This window comes from Pontibacter sp. Tf4, assembly GCF_014212495.1.
Taxonomy (GTDB): Bacteria; Bacteroidota; Bacteroidia; order Cytophagales; family Hymenobacteraceae; genus Pontibacter.
The window spans coordinates 226,693-245,859 of sequence record NZ_JACKZC010000006.1 but is presented as its reverse complement, the minus strand read 5'-3'; the positions used below and the strand labels follow the sequence as shown (position 1 = coordinate 245,859).

The window sequence follows — 19,167 nt, the reverse complement described above, 5'->3', positions numbered from 1 at the left end:
ATCATTTCACCACCAATCAGTTATTTTATGTTAGTAGAGAGCGCCATCCAAATAAAAGCGAAAGATACAGAAGCTTATAAAGACATTCTGACACCAGAAGCACTGGAGTTTCTGGAGATGCTGCACCACAGATTTAATAGTCACAGAGAAGAGTTGCTACAGGCCCGCACGGACACACAGAAGAAAATTGATGCCGGAGAGCTGCCTGACTTCTTAACCGAAACTGAAACTGAAACTATAAGAACAGGCAACTGGAAAGTAGGAACTATACCTGCTGATCTGCAATTGCGCCGCGTGGAAATTACCGGACCCGTTGACCGCAAAATGGTGATCAATGCGCTGAACTCCGGTGCCGATGTGTTTATGGCTGATTTTGAAGATGCTACTTCACCAACCTGGGAGAATCTATTGGAAGGACAGGCAAACCTGCGCGATGCTATTAGAAGAGACATTGATTTTACGGTGCAGAATGGCAAAGTATATCGCCTGAACCAGAAGGTAGCAGTACTGATGGTGCGTCCGCGTGGTTGGCATTTACCCGAAAAACACGTGCTGATCGACAAAAAGCCAATTTCGGGAGCGCTGTTTGACTTTGGCCTATACTTATTCCATAACGCAAAAGAGCTTTTGGAGCGCGGCAGCGGGCCGTATTTCTACCTGCCAAAACTGGAAAATCACCTGGAAGCCAGACTATGGAATGATGTGTTTGTAGCGGCTCAGGAAGCACTCGGTCTGCCTGTCGGAACTATAAAATGCACCGTGCTGATCGAAACGATAACAGCTGCTTTCGAGATGGACGAGATCCTGTACGAGCTGCGCGACCATATAGTAGGATTAAACGCCGGCCGTTGGGATTACATTTTCAGTGCCATCAAAAAGTTCAGAAAACACCCCAATGTGCTGTTCCCTGATAGAACTGATGTGACAATGCAGGTGCCGTTTATGCGGGACTATACCAACCTGCTGGTGCAAACCTGTCACAAGCGCGGCGCGCACGCGATGGGTGGTATGGCCGCTTTCATCCCGAACCGTCACGACCCAACTATAAACGAAGCCGCCTTTGCCAAAGTAGCTGCCGACAAAGCCTTTGAAGCTGCCAATGGATTTGACGGTACCTGGGTAGCGCACCCCGACCTGGTTAAAATTGCCCGCGAAGCCTTTGACAAGGTGATAGGAGCAGAACCACACCAGAAACACGTGCTGCGCGAAGATGTAAAAATTACCGCCCAGGACCTGATCAACTTCGAGATACCTTATGGTAAGATAACTGAGAAAGGGTTGCGACTGAACATCAATGTGGGTATTATGTACATCGGTAACTGGCTTTGCGGCACCGGCGCGGCGGCTATTCATAACCTGATGGAGGATGCTGCCACTGCTGAAATTTCACGGGCACAGGTATGGCAATGGCTGCACCACGAGCACACTAAAACCGACGACGGAGAAGAGATAACCGAAGCGCGTGTGCTGCAACTCATCAAAGAAGAAACCGATCACATCAAAGAAGAGATCGGGATGGTGAAGTTCAAGAATTGCCACTTCGAGAAAGCATCGCAGCTGTTCGCCGAATTGGTGCTGGCCCCCTGCTTTGTAGAATTCCTGATCCTGCCCGCTTACAAATACATTGATTAATGACTAATTAGGAATGAGTAATGAATAATAAACTATAGCTCACCTCAAACTATAGCATTACGCATTCTTCATTAGTCACTAATAACTACCCATTAGTCATTCATCATTATTCATTACTCATTAAAAACATCCGCCATGACAACTAAGAAAGACAGAATCCGCAACATCGAAAAAGACTGGATCGAGAACCCGCGCTGGGCAGGCATCCGCAGACCGTATAGCGCCGAAGAAGTGGTAAGACTACAGGGCTTGGTGCAGATAGAATACACACTGGCTAAAAACGGAGCCAACAAACTATGGAAACTGCTGCACTCCGAGCAGTATGTAGCTGGTTTGGGAGCGCTGACCGGTAACCAGGCGGTGCAGGAAGTGCAGGCTGGTCTGAATGCAATTTACCTGAGCGGCTGGCAGGTAGCTGCCGATGCCAACTTAGCCGGACACATGTACCCCGACCAAAGCTTGTACCCAGCCGATTCTGTTCCGAATGTGGTGAAAAAGATCAACAATGCTTTGATAAGAGCCGACCAGATACAGAGCGTGAACGATGATGGCGAGATCGATTTTATGGTGCCTATAGTTGCTGATGCCGAAGCTGGTTTTGGTGGTAACCTGAATGCCTTTGAGCTGATGAAAATGATGATAGAAGCCGGCGCGGCAGGTGTGCATTTCGAAGATCAGTTATCGTCTGCCAAGAAGTGCGGCCACTTAGGTGGTAAGGTTTTGGTGCCAACCCAGGAAGCCATCAACAAACTGGTAGCAGCCCGCCTGGCTGCTGATGTAATGGGTGTGCCAACTATAGTTGTAGCCCGTACCGATGCCGATGCCGCCAACCTGATCACCAGCGACATAGACCCACGCGACCACGAGTTTATACTGGACAAACCTCGTACCAGCGAAGGCTTTTACCATGTGCGCTGCGGTATTGAGCAGGGGATTGCACGCGGCCTGGCCTACGCGCCATATGCCGACCTGATCTGGATGGAGACCTCGCACCCCGACCTTGAGCAGGCACGCCAGTTTGCAGAAGCCATTCATGCGGAGTACCCGGATAAGTTGCTGGCCTATAATTGCTCACCGTCTTTTAACTGGGCCGCCAAACTGAGTGTGGAAGAAATGGAAACGTTTAGAGAAGAGCTGGCAGCCATGGGCTATAAATTCCAGTTTATTACGCTGGCGGGTTTCCATGCGCTTAACACGAGTATGTTTGAGCTGGCAAAAGCGTACAAGGCACGCGGCATGGCCGGTTACTCAGAACTACAGCAGCGCGAGTTTGCGCTGGTAAAAGATGGATTTAAAGCAGTGAAGCACCAGGCCTTTGTAGGTACCGGTTATTTTGATGCCGTGCAGAACACTGTTACTGCAGGTGCTGCCTCAACTGTTGCCTTGGCCGGCTCTACGGAAGAAGAACAGTTTCATTGATAAGAACTATAGTTTAGCTGGCGCGAGTGTCCTCGCTCGTGTCGAACTATAGTTGGGCCTCTGGCCCAGTCGGATTACAAATCCGACTTTATAGGTAAGTCACGGATCACAGATCCGCGCCAGCGAATACTTTTAGCGCAGGAACTATAGTAACCAAAAAGCCCGCAGAGACTTTCACGTCTGCGGGCTTTTTGCTGTTTTCAGCAGAGTAACTATAGTTTAGTTAATGCACCACACGTAGTACTGGTTCTGGTAGTGGCTGGCGTGTTTCGTGGTCAATAGTAAAGTAGCCCACCATGCTCGGACCATAACCTAAGTTGATCTCTATAAACTTGTTCTTCTCAGGCAACATCTGGATCAGCTCATTTCGCAGCGTGCTGTATTTTTCCAGCAGCTCCGCCATCTTCTGCTCTTTGTCGTTCAGGGCGGCGCTTTTGGTGCCGTCTTTCATTTCCTGCTCCAGGTCGTGCTGCTCAGGGTTAAAGTCTGACTTTATGCTTTGCAGCGATAGCAGTTCCACATCCAGTATCCGGATGTCGCGCTCAACGTTAAGGTAATCTTTTACTTTGTTTTCGAGCGGTATGAGGGTTTTATCCAAGTAATGCGTAAGGTTCTCCATGGTGTTGTATCTCAGGGTGATATAACTATAGAGTTGTATACGCAGCTTTCTGCATTTTATTTACGCTGATTTTAGGATAAAATAAATGCAGCAGCAAAAGCAGGTTACAACCAGCCAAAAAGCTTTCGCAGGAATTTCAATTTGTTGCCATAAGGCGGATAGCGGAAAGGCAGGTCGAGCCAGGTGCCCCGGTGCAATACACTTTTCTGATGCGAGAACACATCAAAACTGGCCATACCGTGGTAACTGCCCAGACCGCTGCTACCCACACCACCAAACGGCAGGTTAGGATTGGCAAGGTGCGAGAGGGTATCGTTAATGCAGCCGCCGCCAAAGCTTACTTCGCGCAGGATGCGCTGCTGGTGCGCTCTGTTACCCGAAAAGAAATAAAGGGCCAGCGGCTTTTCATGGCGGTTTACCATTTTTATCATATCGTCCAGCCCGTCAAAAGAAAGAATGGGCAGTATGGGGCCGAAGATCTCTTCCTGCATGGCCGGGTGCTCCCAGGTAATATGTTCAAGCAAAGTAGGTGCCATATAGCGGGTAGCGGCATCGGTTTGTCCGCCGGCACGGATATGTTCCGGGGTAAGCATGCGGCTTAAGCGCGCAAAATGAGCATCGTTTATAATGCGGGCAAAGTCAGGACTTTCGGCGGGGTTGGTGCCGTAAAAATCAGTTATGCAGCGGCCGATCAGTTGTATGAAATCCTCTTTCACTTCTTCCTGCACCAGTACATAATCGGGTGCTACGCAGGTCTGGCCGGCATTCAGAAATTTTCCCCAGGTAATACGGCGGGCCGCCAGTTCCAGGTCGGCATCCACGGTAACTATAGCCGGGCTTTTTCCGCCCAGTTCCAGGGTTACAGGTGTCAGGTGTTCGGCAGCAGCTTTCATCACAATACGGCCCACCTGGGTGCTGCCCGTAAAAAAGATGTAATCGAAGCGCTGTGCCAGCAGGTGTTGCGCTGTTTCCACGCCACCTTCCACTACGGCCAGGTAACGCTCGTCAAAATTCTGGCTGATGATGCGGGTAACTATAGCTGCCGTGTTGGGTGCAATTTCAGAAGGCTTCAGGATGGCACAGTTACCGGCCGCCATAGCCCCGATGAGTGGTGTGAACAGCAGGTTGAGCGGGTAGTTCCAGGGCGAAATGATGAGTGCCACCCCATAAGGTTGCGGGTACACATAACTGCGCGCCGGAAAATTGATCAGCGTTTCGGGTACACGACGGGGACTGGCCCAGTCGTCAATGCTTTTAAGAGCAAGTTTCAGTTCCAGTTCTATAAAACCGATCTCAGTACCAAAGGCTTCGAGGGCAGGTTTCCGGAAATCGGCATAAAGGGCATCAAACAGTTCCTGTTCGTGCTGCTTCAGTACCTGCTGCAACCTGCGCAATTGTTCTTTCCGGAAGGCTATGGGCAGGGTATGGCCATCCGCAAAATAAGTGCGCTGCGTCCGGAGCAACTGCTCTATGCGCTGCTGGTTCTGGTCCTGTGGGGCGGGTGTAACTGGTTTTTGCTGGATAAGAGCCATTTCCGATTAGTTAGGCTGTTTGGTAAATGCTGGCTGTTCTGCTGCAGGCCGACCTGTAAAATGGTCCATAGAAGTGTATACGTTAAAAAAACGGCCAACTATGAGGTCGAACATACGGGTTGGCAGAAGCCCGCGCAGCAAGGGTAAAAGGTACACCACAGCAGGTTTGCGAACGATCGCCCGGTTTGTAAGGATGGCCTTAACTATAGCTTCTGAAATTTCTTCGGGCCCGAGGATAGGAGTAAGCAAGGGAGCTTTTACGCCGGCAAACATACCCGTGCCAATATAACTTGGCGTAACGGTGGTAACATGCAGGTTTTTGCTTTGTTGTTCCAGTTCCAGCCGCAGGCTTTCAGACCAGCCTAGCATGGCCCATTTGCTGGCGGCATACACGCTCATGCGCGGGTTGGGCGTTAAACCTGCTGCCGAGGCAATATTCACGAAATGTCCGCTGCCCCGCTGTATAAAACTATCCAGAAACGCTCTGGTAACATACATGGCACCGGCGGTATTTATCTGCAGGGTACGGTCTATGTCCTGGTAACTATGTTCCTGAAAAAGCCGGCCAACTATAATTCCAGCATTATTGATAACTATAGCTGGCAGGCCGATTTCCTGCATTACCAGCGCCGCCGTTTGCCGTACCTCATCAGCGTTGGCTATATCTGCTTTATAACCTGTGGCGGCATAGCCTGCTGCTGTAAATTCGGCTATCGTTTGCTCCAGCAGCACGGTGTTCACATCCCAGATCACCAGGTGGCTGGCACCGCGTTGCAGACTCTTGCGGCCCATTATTTTCCCGATACCAGAAGCACCGCCCGTTATCAACACTATATTTCCGGTAATTTGGGTCATGGGTTGGCAAGGTTATCGTATAGTTCTTGAAAGAGTCTATAATTTAATAAGATTTTTGATAGATACAACAACTATAGCCGCAGAACTATAAAACAGGAAATGCAGTAGCGGTAAATTTGTATATTTGACTGTGAAACGAGCACGGCACCAGACTGCCAACTATAGCTGAACCACTATGAAGATAATTGAATGCCCGCGCGATGCCATGCAGGGCCTGAAGCAGTTTATACCCACTGATGTAAAGATCAGCTATATCAATCAGCTGCTGAAAGTAGGGTTTGATACCATCGATTTCGGGAGTTTTGTGTCGCCGAAGGCCATTCCGCAGATGAGCGATACAGCTGAAGTGCTGGCCAACCTGGACCTGGAGAACACCACCTCTAAACTGCTGGCCATTATTGCCAATGTGCGCGGCGCCGAAGATGCCGCCCAGCACGCGCCGATCGATTATCTCGGTTTTCCCTTATCTGTTTCCGAAACGTTTCAGCAGCGCAATACCAATAAAAGTATAGCCGAGGCAATGGAGCAACTGGCTCAGATCCAGGACATCTGCCACAAGCACAATAAAACACTGGTAACCTATATTTCCATGGGTTTTGGCAATCCGTACAATGACCCCTGGAACACCGATACTGTGCTGCACTTTGTGAACGAGCTCGATAAACTACAGGTAAAGATCATTTCGCTTTCCGATACCATTGGCGTGTCTAACCCCGAAAACATCAGTTACCTTTTTAGTTCGCTTATCCCGGCGTTCAGGCACATCGAGTTTGGGGCGCACCTGCACACTACGCCAACTACGTGGCAGGAGAAAGTAGAAGCAGCCTATAGTTCCGGCTGTCGTCGTTTTGATGGCGCCCTGCGCGGGTTTGGTGGCTGCCCGATGGCCAAAGATGAGCTGACCGGCAATATGGCCACCGAAAATTTAGTAGCATACTTCAACGGTATTGGTGTAAATTTGAACCTGAACCAGGCTGCTCTTAACGCGGCCCTTGCACAGTCTGGCACTGTGTTTTCTTAACCTATGGCAAAAAGAACGATCGTAGATATTTTTATTCCCTGTTTCGTGGACCAGATGTTTCCGGAAACCGGGATGAACATGGTAAAAGTGCTGGAAGGCGTAGGCTGCGAAGTGCACTATAACCCTAACCAGACCTGCTGCGGACAACCCGCTTTTAACGCTGGTTTTTTTAACGAAGCCCGCGAGGTAGCCACCAAATTCCTGGATGATTTCTCCAACGAGACATCGCATTACATTGTAGCGCCCTCGGCGTCGTGTGTGGGCATGGTGCGCAACTCCTACCAGGATATTTTTGTAAAGTCGTCGAATTTGGTGAAGTACCGCGCTATGCAGAAAAAGGTGTACGAATTCACCGAGTTCCTGACCGATGTGCTGGGCATTACCGCCATTCCCGGGGCCTCGTTGCCGGGCAGGTTTACGTACCACGACTCTTGCAGCGCCCTACGGGAGTGCGGCATAAAAGCAGGGCCAAGAGCCCTGTTGCAGAACGTAGAAGGTTTTGAGCTGGTAGAGATGGAAGACAACGAGACCTGCTGTGGCTTTGGTGGTACCTTCGCGGTTAAGTTTGAGGCTATTTCGTCGGCCATGGCCGAGCAGAAAGTGGAGAACGCCTTAGCAACCGGCGCCGAGTTTATAGTTTCTACGGACAGCAGCTGCCTGATGCATTTGCAGGCTTATATTAATAAACAGAACAAACCGATCCGTACCGTGCACATTGCCGATGTGCTGGCCAGTGGCTGGTAAGTTTGATTGCTGAATTGTTGATTATAAAAAAGCCTGTGCAGTTTATAGTTGCACAGGCTTTTTTTATAGTTGCCAAACTATAGTTTAGCGGCTGAAGTGGTAGCTGAAGCCGAATGACAGGGTACTGCTGCTTAGATTTAAACCAAAGAATCCCGAAGTGCTTTTGAAGCTCCCTGACTCAGTTGTTGAATTACTATAACCAAGTGAACCAAACGATGTAGAAATGCCTATTTTCTCGGTCGGGAAGAATGTTAAACCAGGAGAAATACCAGCAAAGTATCCTTTAGTATCAGATTCTGTTGATACTGTATAGTCTGAACTAAACTCTGTTTTTGTCTTTCTCATATCTACACCTGCTTCAACCCTGGCGCTCAGGGCAAATTTATCAGTTAAGGAGAAATACTTCTTCAGATAAGGACTGAAACTATAGCCCCTGGTTCTGGAATCTTCTGTAAAATCTGAAAATCCTCCATCTTGTACAGATTTAGTTCTATTGGTTTCAAACCCCAGAGAAGCTCCTGCTTCGAGGTTATCTTTCAGAAAGTACCCTATACTGGGTTCAATTCTCAAGAACCTATGCGAATAATCTGAAGGAGCCATATTGTTACTTCTTTGATTATTAGCATACATCCCAACACTAAATGAACCCGATACTGCTTTTGTGCCTTGTAATGTTTGCGCAAACGCACTGGTGCACAGCAGCCCTAACACTGCTACAATAAATAATTTCTTCATGTTTGTTTTAATGTTTTAAGTGAGGTTATATTAGATAATCCCTATGTTGCAATATCTATGCCACAAGTTGTATTATCCTTAAGTAAGTTGTGCTTTAAACTATAGCTATGGGGCTGTTCTGATCAGTAAATGCATGTTGAGGTGGTAATGCGGAAGAGAACTATAGTTTGGAGTCTACAGTAGACTGCAAACAAAAAAAGCCTGTGCAGCTTATAGTTGCACAGGCTTTTTTGTTGAAAAGCTATAGTTGGTTAGCGGCCGAAGTGGTAGCTGAAGCCAATGCTCAGGGTGCTGGCGTTCAGGTTAAGTCCTACTGTCGAGGAAGTGGTTTTATCGTCGCCTTCTTCAGGTTTTGAGGACAATTCGCTATAGCCCAGCGAACCGAACGCTGCGGTTATGCCTATTTTCTCCGTCGGGAAGAAAGACAGGCCCGGTACAACAGCTACCTGGAATCCGGATACCTCGCTTTTATATTCTCTGCCCCCATCAAGCGAGATGGAAGAGCTACCAGTCGAGAAACCTGCAGTCGCGCTGCCGGTAAACGCTACTTTATCTGATACCATGAAATACTTACGGATGTATGGGTTAAAGCTGAAAAGATTGGTTTTCATCTCATACTCGGACATACCCCAGCCATCTGGCACCAGAATGCCATTTGAAGTCTGATTAAAGCCCAGTCCAATACCAAGTTCCAGACCATCCTGTATAAAATATCCCACACTTGGCGAAAGATTAAAGGTAGTCTGATCTACTTCCTGCGAGGCATTATCATCCTGTGTTGTTTTGGAATAGCCCACCGACCCGGACAAAACTATAGTTCCTGAACCTGTTTGGGCAAAAGCTCCCGTGCCGATAAGGCACAGCCCTACCATTGCTAAAATTTTCTTCATGTTTGTTTTCATATTAAATTTTACAAATATAAAGAATTATCGATACTATAGTTGCCGGTTCTGCCTGCTTCAAACTATAGTTTATATTCCTGCATATCCCCGCAAACTATAGGTTACTCCTTTGGTAATGCTTCTGTAGTTCCTGTATTTTTCCGTCCGATGTTATACCAGTCCACTTTTCTGGAGTAGTACATCACCAGTGCCAGTATCAGGAACAGGCCAAGGCTACCCATCAGCAAGGCGAAATCCTGTAGCTGGATGATGGTGAAAATGTAGGCGTATAGTATAACCAGTGTGCCGCCCACCAGCGCTGCCAGCTTTTTGCTGCTGAATACACTATAAGTATAAACCGTTACCAACCCAATGGTCATAATGCTGGCGATCAGGTAGGCGATATTGAAGTTACTGTACTCTGAAATGGAAACCAGCAAGGTGTAAAAGATGCAGAGCGCCAGCCCGATGAGCACATACTGGAACGGATGCACCGATTTTTTATGCAGCAGCTCAATAAAGAAGAAGATCAGGAACGTGAGGCCGATGAACAGGATGGCATACTTAACCGAGCGCATTGATTTCTGGTAACTGTCGATGGGGAGCAGCAGGTTTACACCAAAGGCCGCGCTGCCAACATCGTAGCCGGCGCCTTTCCATTGCTGCGGAAAATTGCGGTTCAGGTGCAGCACTTTCCAGGTAGCAGTAAATCCATCCTGGCCAACCTGGCGCTGGTCCGGCAGAAAAGCCCCGTCAAAGCTTGGGTTCTGCCAATTAGAGCCGATCTGTACATTGGTTTCTTTGCCAACCGGTACAAAGTATAAAAACTCGGAGCCTTTCAGGTTCAGCGATAGCGAGAAACTATAGGGTGCATTGGCAGCGGCATCGGTCAGGCTTACCGGCGCATTTATCCCCGAAGCCAGCACATCCGAAGAGGCAACGCCCGGGTTAAACGAGTACTTGTGCGTATTCCAGTGCAGCGTTACCTGTTCTTTTATGCCCCGAAGGTCTGTAATGCCCACCGAAAGAAAAGCATCCTGCAGGCGCAGGTTTTCCTGCGGCACGCCCAGGTTAGCGAAGTTTATCGGCGGAAAGTTGCCTGTCAGTTTTACATCAGAATTATAAACCACCACCTCGTAAATGCCGCGGTACCTTTTCTCGGGGAACAACTGGCCGTTTACTTTCAGCTCATCGGGTAAAAAGTGCATGTAGCGGGTAACCTGGCGTACTACTTTGTTGGTGTCGCGGTAAAACTCCAGGTACGGGATAGTGAGCACCGGCCCGGTTATCGTCTGTTGTTCGCCCCACTTGGCACTTATCTCGCGTATGGCTTCGTCTTTGCGCATTTCGCGTTCCTGTATCAGGCCCTGTATCATGGTGCTGGGTATGAGCAGGAGCAGTACCAGTACAAAAATAACGGTAGCCTTCACAACCACTGCGTTGCGCTCTAAAAATGACTCTTGGGTAGGGCTCATAAGTAAAATTGATGGGATAGCTTTCTGTAAAAATAATCAAATATATAAAATAAGCAATATAAGCGGAAAGCGCGTGCGGCTACGTATTCCTGCTTACAGGGCTGGTATAAGTCGGTATTTTAATTGGTAAATACTGAAATAAGGCGGCTTTTAAAGTTGCTGGCCGCAAAGGGGCGTATGTGTAGCAGTAAGTGCAACTAAAGTGGCAGAAAAATGCCGGAAACGGTGCAATTTATTTTGTCTTTGTTCATCTGTTTCCGGGGTAGCTTTAACGCGATGCAGGAATCTGCAGGAGGGCAGCATCACCTTAATTATGCAACGGCGTATACTGCATCAAACTATAGTTAACACAAATTGAGCACGACTGAAAATGCCGGCGGTCATCCGCTGAAACTATCGTTAAAAGAATACGCCCGGGGCATAACCGGTGGCCTGCTGTTCAGCTTCCCGATCCTGTATACCATGGAAGTGTGGTGGGCTGGTTTTCATGCTACGCCGCTGCAGTTGCTTGTACTGATGCTGGTAAGCTACCTGCTGTTGCTGGGCTACAACCGTTACGCCGGCATGCGTCCGGGAGTAACGTGGCGCAGTGTGCTGATCGACTCTGTGGAGGAGATGGGCATTGGCTTTGTAATGTCGTTCACGGTGCTTTGGATGCTGAACCGCATACAACCCGGCGTAACCAGTTTCGACGAGATGATGGGCAAAGTGATCATCGAGGCCATGGCCGTATCGGTGGGGGTATCTATTGGCACGGCACAGCTCGGCGATAAAGTTGCCGAAGAGGAGCAGGAAGATGAACGCCTGGAAAGAGAAAAGCAACCGATGCACATCGGGATGGCTGCACTGGCTTTTTGCGGTGCCATTATTATAGGTGGTAACGTAGCGCCAACCGAGGAGGTGGTTATGCTGGCCATGGAGGCTACCCCGACGCACATACTGGCCATGGCCCTTATATCGCTGCTGCTAAGTATAATTGTGGTATACTTCAGCGATTTTAAAGGGACCAAGGACAGGCACATGAAAAGCTTCTGGTTCTGGTTTATACTGGATACCTGTGTAAGTTACCTTGTGGCGCTGGCAGCATCGGCGCTGGCACTCTGGTTCTTTGGCCGTTTCGATGGTGTCAGTTTCTGGATGGCTTTCTCTCAGACGATAGTGTTGGGAGTGTTGTCGTCCCTGGGGGCTTCGGCAGGCAGGTTACTCATTAAATAAGAAGCAGGATGAGTAAGGAAAAACGACAGGAAGAGCATAAAGATGATAGGAAGAACTGGCTGGAGTGGCTGGTATTTGGCTTAAGCCTGGCCATGTTGCTGGGTATACTGGGCTACCTGACCTACCAGACGGTTATCTATAAGAATACGGACCCTGAGGTATATGCCAAAGGAGTGCCGGACCCTTCGGAGCTGGCCCCGAACCGCTACAAGGTAACGGTATACAACAAGGGGGGTACTACTGCCGAAGCCGTTATAGTTGAGTTCACGCTCTACAGCCAGGGGCAGGAACCGGAAGTATCGGAACTGACGATCCCGTTTTCGCCGAAAGAGTCGGAAAGGGAAGGTTGGGTGATTTTCCGGAGCAGCCCGGCAACGGCAGACTCTGTTGTGGCCAGGATTGTAAGCTATAAAAAACCCTGATCAGTAATCGCTTAAACTTAAAATTGGAAGGCATGGCAAAAAAGGAAAAAGAAAAAGCTGAAGAACAGTTTCCGATTAGATCGCGGATGCCGCACCCGAAAGGTAAATTGTTAGCAATTGGTGGACGGGAAGACAAAGGCGATGAAAAAACGGAGCTGCAAAGTCATAACCAGGATTTTATAAAAGAGGAGATCCTGAAATGTTTTGTAGATAACCTGAGGGGCAGCGACCCGCTTATCGTTATTATACCTACGGCATCGTCGGAACCTGAAAAGAGCGCCAACGACTATATAAAAGTATTTACGCAGCTTGGCATCACCAATCTGCATGTGCTCGACATAAGGGAGCGGGCAGATGCCATGAAACCAGAGAACGTGGAAGCTATAACCAAGGCCGCCGGCGTGATGATGACAGGCGGCGACCAGCTGAAACTGACCGCCATTCTGGGGGGCACCATTTTACTCGAAAAACTGAAAGAGCGCTATACAAAAGAGAATATTATTGTGGCCGGTACAAGTGCGGGCGCAGCAGCTTTATCAACTCCCATGATCTACGAAGGTGAAGTGAACAAAGGCATGCTGAAAGGCGATGTGCGCATTACCACAGGGCTGGAGTTCCTGAAAAATGTTGCCATTGATACGCACTTTATACAGCGTGGCCGCATTGTGCGCATGGCGCAGTGTATTGCCACCAACCCGGGCTGTATTGGCGTAGGCCTTGAAGAAGACACTGCCATACTGGTAACCGAAGGCCGTAACGCAGAAGTGATCGGTACCGGACTGGTAACTATAGTTAATGGTTTAAATATTACCAGGAGCAATATTTACGAGATTGGTAACCACCAGCCTTTCACGGTTTTCGGGCTTGAAGTGCATCTGCTCTCGAGCAAGGAGACCTATGAGTTCCCGATCTTCGAACAGTTGCATGCCTGATCAGCTTACATGAAAGTATATGTTGTGTCTATAGTGCAGGGCCTTTACTGGTTTGTAACCGGTATATGGCCCTTTTTGCATTTAAAGAGCTTTGTATGGGTTACAGGGCCGAAACAGGACTACTGGTTGCTTTACACGGTGGCTGTACTCATAACTGTAATTGGTGCCGTGTTGCTTGCCGCCGGACTACGCAGACAGGTAACAGCAGAAATAAAATGGCTGGGCATAGGCGGGGCAGCAGGGCTGGCAGGCATCGATCTGTTTTACGCCCTGAGCGATTTGATCAGTGATATTTACCTGCTGGATGCTGCCGGCGAAGCCATACTCATCCTGCTTTGGCTATGGGCGGGCACAAAAGGCATGGCCCGTTTTAAACAAAATAGGGATGATGCTTCTCTTAATTCTTCGAAACTATAGTTTCAGGTAGCGTTAGCGAAGTCTTCCAGCTTATAATTTCCGGAATGTAAACTATTGTTGGTGAGCGGGTTTGGTAACAGATACGTTTTTAGGCAGCCGTATTTTTATTAACTCAGAGCAAATCTATAGTTATACAGGCAACTATAAAAACAAAAAAGGCGCCCTGAACTACAGAACGCCTTCTTATCTTGTTATTTGTAATGTTTATGCTTCCGGCATCAGGCGCACTACCAGTCCATCCAGTTCTGGTGTAATGCGTAACTGGCACGACAGGCGGCTCATTTCTGTGGCATGCGGTAACGATTCGATCATAAAGGCTTCGTCGTCGTTCATTTCAGGCAGGTCGCCGCTTTCCAGCACCTCAACGTGGCAGGTAGCGCAAATGGCCATGCCGCCGCAAATTGCTGGCACGTTCAGCTCATTGGCCTTCATTACTTCCATTACCGACAGTCCCATGTCGGTTGGGGCTTCCAGTGTTATACGATCACCGTCCGGGGTTTCTACTGTAATTTTTATTGCGTCTTCCATGGGCTATAGTTCCTGTATGCCGTTTACGGTGGTGTATTTCAGTACAAATTTCTTGTCCGGGTAAATAACGTTGTAAGCACTTTGCGCCATCAGGGCTGCCTCATGGAAACCACAAAGGATCAGCTTCAGCTTGCCCGGGTAAGTATTGATATCGCCGATGGCATACACGCCCGGAACATTGGTAGAATAATCGAAGGTGTTTACAACGATTGCGCCTTTGTCCAGCTCCAGTCCCCAGTCTTCTATCGGGCCCAGTTTGGGTACCAGCCCGAACAACGGAATAAAGTAATCGGTCTCAATCTCATGTGGCGTATCGTTATCTACCAGCACGGTTACTGCATTCAGTTTGCCGTTGCCATGCACATCCGTCACGTTTGATTTAAGCAGCAGTTTTATGTGCCCTTCTTCAGCCATGCTGATCACTTTCTGCGCCGACTCGGGAGCGCCGCGGAAAGTTGTGCCACGGTGTACCAGGGTCAGGTCTTCGGTGAGGCCGGCCAGGTAAATTGTCCAGTCCAGGGCAGAGTCGCCGCCGCCTGCAATTACTACCCGCTTGTCGCGAAAGGTTTCCGGGTCGCGCACCATGTAGTTCACGCCTTTGCCTTCAAAAGTTTCGAGGTTCTCGATGGCAGGCTTGCGTGGCTCAAAAGAACCCAGTCCGCCGGCAATCACCACCACTTTGCAGGCTACTTTGGTGCCGTCGGTCGTTTCCACTATAAAGCTGCCGTCTTCCTGTTTGTGCAGGTGCTCTACACGCTCGCCAAGTGTAAACGTAGGGTGGAAAGGCTCGATCTGTTTCATCAGGTTATCTACCAGGTCGCCGGCCAGTATGCTCGGGAAGCCCGGAATATCGTAGATCGGTTTTTTAGGGTATATCTCCGCTAACTGCCCGCCCGGGGTAGGCAGCGCATCAATAACGTGGCAGCGCATTTTAAGCAGACCTGCCTCAAAAACGGCGAACAGGCCAACAGGGCCCGCGCCAACTATACATATATCTGTCGTTAACATTAGTAAAATAATTATACTTGTTTCAGCCTTTGCTGATGCCGTAAATGTAAGGGCAACAGGCCAACTTCCCCAACCTTTTCTGCAATAATTAACCCTGTGCAGCAGGTATTGTTTTCAGTTTTTACAGAAGGTGGCGCTATCAGTTTATAACGGTTCCGGAGGCGGGTTTCGTTCCTGCAGCATGGTGGCTATAGTTGGCAACGTGGCGGCTTTTCAGGTTTTTAAAACAGAGTACAAATTATCCGCCCTGCCCCACGAACTATAACCGCTGCGGAAGGCATCCGTTTAAAAGAGATATTGTGTACTTAAAAACCTTTAAACTATGGCAAGAAACGAAAGAAGAGATGAGCGCGATATGTCGTATGGCGGATTTTACGGCACCAGTTCCGACGGCGGTTACACCCGCGATTATGACAACCAGAACAGATCTGCCGGGCGTGATGGCGGACGCGAGATGGGAGCAGGCCGCAGCATGCGAGGCAACGACTACTACCACGATGCAGATGATGATTTCAGGGGTTATGACCGCTCGCGCACTTTTGGCGCACACGCCCGCGGCGATATGAGCGGCGGTACCCGCTACGGCAAAGGTGGCAGCACATACGGCGGCGGCTCTGCCTACGGCCACTCCGACTATGGCAGCCGCCACATGCAGCAATACGACCGCAACCCTGGCCGCTACGAGCGCGGCGGCAGCGAATCGTACACCGACTATAACAGTCGCAACTATGGCAGCTACGGCGGCAGCCGCGAACCGGATTACCACCGTTACGGGCAGTACAACACCGGTGGCCGCGGCCGTGACAGATACGATGACCAGGAGAACTATAGCCGCAACAGCTACGACCGCAGCACTGGTTACGACCGTTCGTTCCGGGATATGCCACGCGGTTATGGCTCTACGGGCTACAACGAGCGCGACCGTGACCGCGAATACAACGCCTATAGTTACCGAAACAATTACCACGACGAAGATTACCGACGCAACGATTACCGCGATCGCTACAACGACTGACACGATATAAACAAAGCCCCGGAGCCCGGTTAATGTCACCTGGCTTCGGGGCTTTGCTGATAACTGGACAGCAGTATCATAAACACACTATAAACATAACCACAAAAACTATGGAAAGAGACGAAAGAAATACCTATTACCACAGCGGCCTTGGCTCCGAAAACAGAAGAGACTGGGACCGCTCCAGCCGTGACGGAGATTTTGGCCGGGATTATGAGAACCGTTTCCGGAACAGCCGCGACCGGGATGCTGACTACCGTCGCCACCACCATGACCTGGAGGAAGATTACTACCAGCAAACCCAGCGCAGCGGCCCCGATCTGAGCACCATCAGGCAGGGCTACGGCATTACAGGCTTTGGTTCGGAGGGCCGCTACACCGATACCGGCGAAGACATTGCTGAACGCATGCGCCGTGACCGGGAACGGCTGCAGCGCGAGGGCTACGGCTCAGGACGAATGGGCGGCTACAGCGGGTCTGCTTTCGGAGGCTCCAACTATAGCGCACACGGCGATTTCAGTGGCGCTTCAGACTATGGCTCCATGAGCGGCGACCGCGGCAATGTGGACGATTATACTTCTATGTCGGGTTACGGTGGTGGTTATGGTAGTGCACAACGCAGCATGGACCGGAGAGACACAGACTATAGCAACAGAAGCGGCTACAACAGCTACAGCAACAGAGGCATGGAGTCCGGTATGCCACGCAGCGTGGGCAGGTACAGCCCCGACAACTATAGCGAATCGACAGGGAACCACGGCAGCTATGGCAGCCGCGACTATAACCCTTATAGCCAGGGACGGAACTATAGCACAGACCAGAGCGACCGGGGCGGTTACCGGGACGAAGACCCCAACAACTACCGAAGGGACTATGAGATAACACAGTAAACTATAAAAGCCGGCACCATTGCCGGCTTTTTTTACAAACTATAGTTTAACGCGTATAGCTTTTCAGATAGAATACAGCATAACTTTGCCCACCATGAAAAACAGAACTGTTGCCCGCCTGCTCTATGCCGAAGAAGTAGAAATGAACGGAGAACCTGTGCGCCAGCCCTTCCCAACCGAGCAGGTAGACCAGATCGATCCTTTCCTGATGCTGCATCACCACACAACAACCATCTCGCCAGACATAGAACCACGCAGGGCCGGCATCGGGCCGCATCCGCACCGGGGCTTTTCGCCGGTAACATTTGTGTACAAAGGCGGCGTGCACCACCGCGACTCGCGGGGCAACAACAGCATTGTATATGAGGGCGGAACACAGTGGATGGATGCAGGCATGGGCATTACGCACAGCGAGCGTCCGCCGCACGATATTCAGGAGCGCGGCGGGGTGCAGGAGATCATACAGATCTGGGTGAACCTGCCGGCAAAACATAAAATGATACAGCCCCGCTACCAACCCCTGCATGCTTCTGAAACACCTGTAGTAACCGGCGATGGCTATACGATACAGGTTATAACCGGCGAACTGGGAAATGTAAAAGGCCCTGTAAAAAGCCTGGTGCCCCTGCTGGTACTGCGCCTTACCCTACAAGCCGGCGCCACCTGCCACATTCCTGTACCGGAAACCTACAACGCTGTATTTTACCTGCTGGACGGGCAAATCTCGTTACAAGGGTATGGGCTGATAGACGGCCACTATGCCGTAGAACTGAACTCAGATGGCGAAGGCTGTACCATAACGGCAAAAGAAGCGACCCGCATCCTGTTCCTGGCCGGCCAACCGATAGAGGAAGAAGTAACCATGTACGGCCCTTTTGTGATGAACACCCAGATAGAAGTGATGCAGGCCATGCGCGATTACCAGCAGGGCAAAATGGGAATACTGATCGAAGATTAAAAGGAGAAACTTCTCAGGCTTTCTGCTCCAGCAACCGGGTCAGCATCCGGGTGATTTCCTCGCGGGTACTTACCAGGCCACAGTCCAGCAGCACTGCTTTGTGGTAGGTGGCAATAAACGGCGTGCTGCTTACCTTTACTTCTTTTCTGGATACCGGATTCTCGTTGGCATCCATCCGCAGGAACAACACCTCATTATAAGCAGTTTGCCTGGCAAGCGCCTCAAACGAAGGCGCCAGGGCCTTGCAGACCTTACATTCCTTATCTGTAAACTTAACTATAACAAGGTCGTGCTTATACAAAAGTTGCCGCAGGTCAGCATCAGTTGCATTGTGTATGGTGGTTAGGTTGCCTGTTTTCTGCATACTCTGATAACGCAAACCAGCCTCAAGAGTTAGAAACCCTGCCTTTGAAAGGTGCTTTCTCTTTACTCCCTTAAAACTATAGTTTATCCTTCGTTCAGGTAGGTTTACCAATTCAATAAGTTTATGTAATGCGGTTGTTATTTATTGTAATAAATTTACATTAAAATGAACTTTGCTACTGAAATGCGTGTAGTACAGAAGATAACAATTAAACTATGGAAGAACTGCTGGAAAGATTAAAAAAAGGGCTGGACAACAGCCAGTTAATGCTGATGAAGAACGAAGAAGAAGGTCTTGCCTGTTCTTTCATTAAATATGGTATGGTGCAGGATAACTTTCTGGTAAAGGATGAATACGTGGTACAGGCCCTGAAGCAGACCGGTATAAACGGCGTGGTGGAAGGCAATACCTTTGAGCGCCTTCGCAACAACTATGGTTGGTTCTCGCTGCGGGTAAAATCCAGAAAATTGCTGAAAGAACTGGAATAGCGCCGGCAGGAGCCGGA

The 19,167-nt window shown here is 49.6% G+C and carries 21 protein-coding genes; 12 read left to right on the top strand and 9 right to left on the bottom strand.

Annotated features, from left to right (window positions below):
- Nucleotides 1–27: 27 nt before the first annotated feature.
- On the top strand, nucleotides 28–1,632 hold the full coding sequence (gene aceB / locus H7F15_RS11790) for a malate synthase A (protein WP_185197175.1): 1,605 nt from the start codon (nucleotides 28–30) through the stop codon (nucleotides 1,630–1,632).
- A 135-nt stretch (nucleotides 1,633–1,767) separates the two neighbouring features.
- Complete coding sequence (aceA, locus tag H7F15_RS11785; RefSeq protein ID WP_185197174.1) at nucleotides 1,768–3,051, top strand: isocitrate lyase; 1,284 nt, start codon at nucleotides 1,768–1,770, stop codon at nucleotides 3,049–3,051.
- Nucleotides 3,052–3,274: 223 nt separating this feature from the next.
- Here the strand turns inward: aceA and H7F15_RS11780 are convergent, their stop codons facing one another.
- From H7F15_RS11780 to H7F15_RS11770, 3 genes are all read right to left on the bottom strand, one after another.
- Nucleotides 3,275–3,670, bottom strand: a complete 396-nt coding sequence (locus H7F15_RS11780) for a hypothetical protein (RefSeq protein WP_185197173.1) — start codon at nucleotides 3,668–3,670, stop codon at nucleotides 3,275–3,277.
- A 104-nt stretch (nucleotides 3,671–3,774) separates the two neighbouring features.
- Nucleotides 3,775–5,202, bottom strand: coding sequence for an aldehyde dehydrogenase (locus H7F15_RS11775; protein ID WP_185197172.1), 1,428 nt, complete (start codon nucleotides 5,200–5,202; stop codon nucleotides 3,775–3,777).
- Nucleotides 5,203–5,208: 6 nt separating this feature from the next.
- On the bottom strand, nucleotides 5,209–6,057 hold the full coding sequence (locus H7F15_RS11770; protein ID WP_185197171.1) for an SDR family oxidoreductase: 849 nt from the start codon (nucleotides 6,055–6,057) through the stop codon (nucleotides 5,209–5,211).
- A 175-nt stretch (nucleotides 6,058–6,232) separates the two neighbouring features.
- On the opposite strand from H7F15_RS11770, the gene H7F15_RS11765 reads away from it, so the two are divergent.
- Entirely contained in the window at nucleotides 6,233–7,078 is an 846-nt protein-coding gene (locus H7F15_RS11765; RefSeq protein WP_185197170.1) for a hydroxymethylglutaryl-CoA lyase, read from the top strand.
- A gap of 3 nt (nucleotides 7,079–7,081) precedes the next feature.
- The gene (locus H7F15_RS11760; protein ID WP_185197169.1) at nucleotides 7,082–7,822 is read left to right on the top strand and encodes a (Fe-S)-binding protein; all 741 of its coding nucleotides are present in this window, start codon (nucleotides 7,082–7,084) and stop codon (nucleotides 7,820–7,822) included.
- A gap of 84 nt (nucleotides 7,823–7,906) precedes the next feature.
- On the opposite strand, the gene H7F15_RS11755 is transcribed toward H7F15_RS11760, so the two are convergent.
- The 3 genes from H7F15_RS11755 to creD form a co-directional block, all read right to left on the bottom strand.
- On the bottom strand, nucleotides 7,907–8,557 hold the full coding sequence (locus H7F15_RS11755) for an outer membrane beta-barrel protein (protein ID WP_185197168.1): 651 nt from the start codon (nucleotides 8,555–8,557) through the stop codon (nucleotides 7,907–7,909).
- A gap of 251 nt (nucleotides 8,558–8,808) precedes the next feature.
- Complete coding sequence (locus tag H7F15_RS11750; RefSeq protein ID WP_185197167.1) at nucleotides 8,809–9,447, bottom strand: outer membrane beta-barrel protein; 639 nt, start codon at nucleotides 9,445–9,447, stop codon at nucleotides 8,809–8,811.
- A gap of 113 nt (nucleotides 9,448–9,560) precedes the next feature.
- Nucleotides 9,561–10,913 carry a cell envelope integrity protein CreD gene (creD, locus tag H7F15_RS11745; protein WP_185197166.1) on the bottom strand — a complete coding sequence of 451 codons (1,353 nt, stop codon included), beginning with the start codon at nucleotides 10,911–10,913 and terminating at the stop codon, nucleotides 9,561–9,563.
- A gap of 354 nt (nucleotides 10,914–11,267) precedes the next feature.
- On the opposite strand from creD, the gene H7F15_RS11740 reads away from it, so the two are divergent.
- Genes H7F15_RS11740 through H7F15_RS11725 form a run of 4 tightly spaced genes read left to right on the top strand, consistent with a single transcriptional unit; the run spans nucleotide 11,268 to nucleotide 13,899 of the window.
- Complete coding sequence (locus tag H7F15_RS11740; protein WP_185197165.1) at nucleotides 11,268–12,128, top strand: TIGR02587 family membrane protein; 861 nt, start codon at nucleotides 11,268–11,270, stop codon at nucleotides 12,126–12,128.
- 8 nt (nucleotides 12,129–12,136) lie between these two features.
- Entirely contained in the window at nucleotides 12,137–12,550 is a 414-nt protein-coding gene (locus tag H7F15_RS11735) for a hypothetical protein (RefSeq protein ID WP_185197164.1), read from the top strand.
- 32 nt (nucleotides 12,551–12,582) lie between these two features.
- The gene (locus H7F15_RS11730) at nucleotides 12,583–13,482 is read left to right on the top strand and encodes a cyanophycinase (RefSeq protein ID WP_185197163.1); all 900 of its coding nucleotides are present in this window, start codon (nucleotides 12,583–12,585) and stop codon (nucleotides 13,480–13,482) included.
- A 9-nt stretch (nucleotides 13,483–13,491) separates the two neighbouring features.
- Complete coding sequence (locus tag H7F15_RS11725) at nucleotides 13,492–13,899, top strand: hypothetical protein (RefSeq protein WP_185197162.1); 408 nt, start codon at nucleotides 13,492–13,494, stop codon at nucleotides 13,897–13,899.
- Between the two features lie 204 nt (nucleotides 13,900–14,103).
- Here the strand turns inward: H7F15_RS11725 and H7F15_RS11720 are convergent, their stop codons facing one another.
- On the bottom strand, nucleotides 14,104–14,427 hold the full coding sequence (locus H7F15_RS11720) for a 2Fe-2S iron-sulfur cluster-binding protein (RefSeq protein WP_185197161.1): 324 nt from the start codon (nucleotides 14,425–14,427) through the stop codon (nucleotides 14,104–14,106).
- Nucleotides 14,428–14,430: 3 nt separating this feature from the next.
- The gene (locus tag H7F15_RS11715) at nucleotides 14,431–15,435 is read right to left on the bottom strand and encodes an NAD(P)/FAD-dependent oxidoreductase (protein WP_185197160.1); all 1,005 of its coding nucleotides are present in this window, start codon (nucleotides 15,433–15,435) and stop codon (nucleotides 14,431–14,433) included.
- A gap of 322 nt (nucleotides 15,436–15,757) precedes the next feature.
- Between H7F15_RS11715 and H7F15_RS11710 the strand changes: the two genes are divergently transcribed.
- The 3 genes from H7F15_RS11710 to H7F15_RS11700 all read left to right on the top strand — a co-directional run bounded on the left by H7F15_RS11710 (nucleotide 15,758) and on the right by H7F15_RS11700 (nucleotide 18,298).
- A complete protein-coding gene (locus H7F15_RS11710) occupies nucleotides 15,758–16,450 on the top strand; it encodes a hypothetical protein (protein WP_185197159.1) in 693 nt (230 codons plus the stop codon).
- A gap of 110 nt (nucleotides 16,451–16,560) precedes the next feature.
- Entirely contained in the window at nucleotides 16,561–17,340 is a 780-nt protein-coding gene (locus H7F15_RS11705; protein ID WP_185197158.1) for a hypothetical protein, read from the top strand.
- Between the two features lie 94 nt (nucleotides 17,341–17,434).
- Nucleotides 17,435–18,298, top strand: a complete 864-nt coding sequence (locus H7F15_RS11700) for a pirin family protein (protein WP_185197157.1) — start codon at nucleotides 17,435–17,437, stop codon at nucleotides 18,296–18,298.
- Nucleotides 18,299–18,311: 13 nt separating this feature from the next.
- On the opposite strand, the gene H7F15_RS11695 is transcribed toward H7F15_RS11700, so the two are convergent.
- On the bottom strand, nucleotides 18,312–18,662 hold the full coding sequence (locus H7F15_RS11695; RefSeq protein ID WP_185197156.1) for a thioredoxin family protein: 351 nt from the start codon (nucleotides 18,660–18,662) through the stop codon (nucleotides 18,312–18,314).
- A 215-nt stretch (nucleotides 18,663–18,877) separates the two neighbouring features.
- Here H7F15_RS11695 and H7F15_RS11690 point away from each other — a divergent pair, with 215 nt between their 5' ends.
- Nucleotides 18,878–19,150 carry a hypothetical protein gene (locus H7F15_RS11690; RefSeq protein WP_185197155.1) on the top strand — a complete coding sequence of 91 codons (273 nt, stop codon included), beginning with the start codon at nucleotides 18,878–18,880 and terminating at the stop codon, nucleotides 19,148–19,150.
- Nucleotides 19,151–19,167: the final 17 nt, after the last annotated feature.

Excerpts from the sequence above, each read along its gene's own strand:
- aceB (WP_185197175.1), top strand. The coding sequence starts at position 28 with ATGTTAGTAGAGAGCGCCATCCAAATAAAAGCGAAAGATACAGAAGCT.
- aceA (WP_185197174.1), top strand. The coding sequence starts at position 1,768 with ATGACAACTAAGAAAGACAGAATCCGCAACATCGAAAAAGACTGGATC.
- H7F15_RS11780 (WP_185197173.1), bottom strand. The coding sequence starts at position 3,670 with ATGGAGAACCTTACGCATTACTTGGATAAAACCCTCATACCGCTCGAA.
- H7F15_RS11775 (WP_185197172.1), bottom strand. The coding sequence starts at position 5,202 with ATGGCTCTTATCCAGCAAAAACCAGTTACACCCGCCCCACAGGACCAG.
- H7F15_RS11770 (WP_185197171.1), bottom strand. The coding sequence starts at position 6,057 with ATGACCCAAATTACCGGAAATATAGTGTTGATAACGGGCGGTGCTTCT.
- H7F15_RS11765 (WP_185197170.1), top strand. The coding sequence starts at position 6,233 with ATGAAGATAATTGAATGCCCGCGCGATGCCATGCAGGGCCTGAAGCAG.
- H7F15_RS11760 (WP_185197169.1), top strand. The coding sequence starts at position 7,082 with ATGGCAAAAAGAACGATCGTAGATATTTTTATTCCCTGTTTCGTGGAC.
- H7F15_RS11755 (WP_185197168.1), bottom strand. The coding sequence starts at position 8,557 with ATGAAGAAATTATTTATTGTAGCAGTGTTAGGGCTGCTGTGCACCAGT.
- H7F15_RS11750 (WP_185197167.1), bottom strand. The coding sequence starts at position 9,447 with ATGAAGAAAATTTTAGCAATGGTAGGGCTGTGCCTTATCGGCACGGGA.
- creD (WP_185197166.1), bottom strand. The coding sequence starts at position 10,913 with ATGAGCCCTACCCAAGAGTCATTTTTAGAGCGCAACGCAGTGGTTGTG.
- H7F15_RS11735 (WP_185197164.1), top strand. The coding sequence starts at position 12,137 with ATGAGTAAGGAAAAACGACAGGAAGAGCATAAAGATGATAGGAAGAAC.
- H7F15_RS11730 (WP_185197163.1), top strand. The coding sequence starts at position 12,583 with ATGGCAAAAAAGGAAAAAGAAAAAGCTGAAGAACAGTTTCCGATTAGA.
- H7F15_RS11725 (WP_185197162.1), top strand. The coding sequence starts at position 13,492 with ATGAAAGTATATGTTGTGTCTATAGTGCAGGGCCTTTACTGGTTTGTA.
- H7F15_RS11720 (WP_185197161.1), bottom strand. The coding sequence starts at position 14,427 with ATGGAAGACGCAATAAAAATTACAGTAGAAACCCCGGACGGTGATCGT.
- H7F15_RS11715 (WP_185197160.1), bottom strand. The coding sequence starts at position 15,435 with ATGTTAACGACAGATATATGTATAGTTGGCGCGGGCCCTGTTGGCCTG.
- H7F15_RS11710 (WP_185197159.1), top strand. The coding sequence starts at position 15,758 with ATGGCAAGAAACGAAAGAAGAGATGAGCGCGATATGTCGTATGGCGGA.
- H7F15_RS11705 (WP_185197158.1), top strand. The coding sequence starts at position 16,561 with ATGGAAAGAGACGAAAGAAATACCTATTACCACAGCGGCCTTGGCTCC.
- H7F15_RS11700 (WP_185197157.1), top strand. The coding sequence starts at position 17,435 with ATGAAAAACAGAACTGTTGCCCGCCTGCTCTATGCCGAAGAAGTAGAA.
- H7F15_RS11695 (WP_185197156.1), bottom strand. The coding sequence starts at position 18,662 with ATGCAGAAAACAGGCAACCTAACCACCATACACAATGCAACTGATGCT.
- H7F15_RS11690 (WP_185197155.1), top strand. The coding sequence starts at position 18,878 with ATGGAAGAACTGCTGGAAAGATTAAAAAAAGGGCTGGACAACAGCCAG.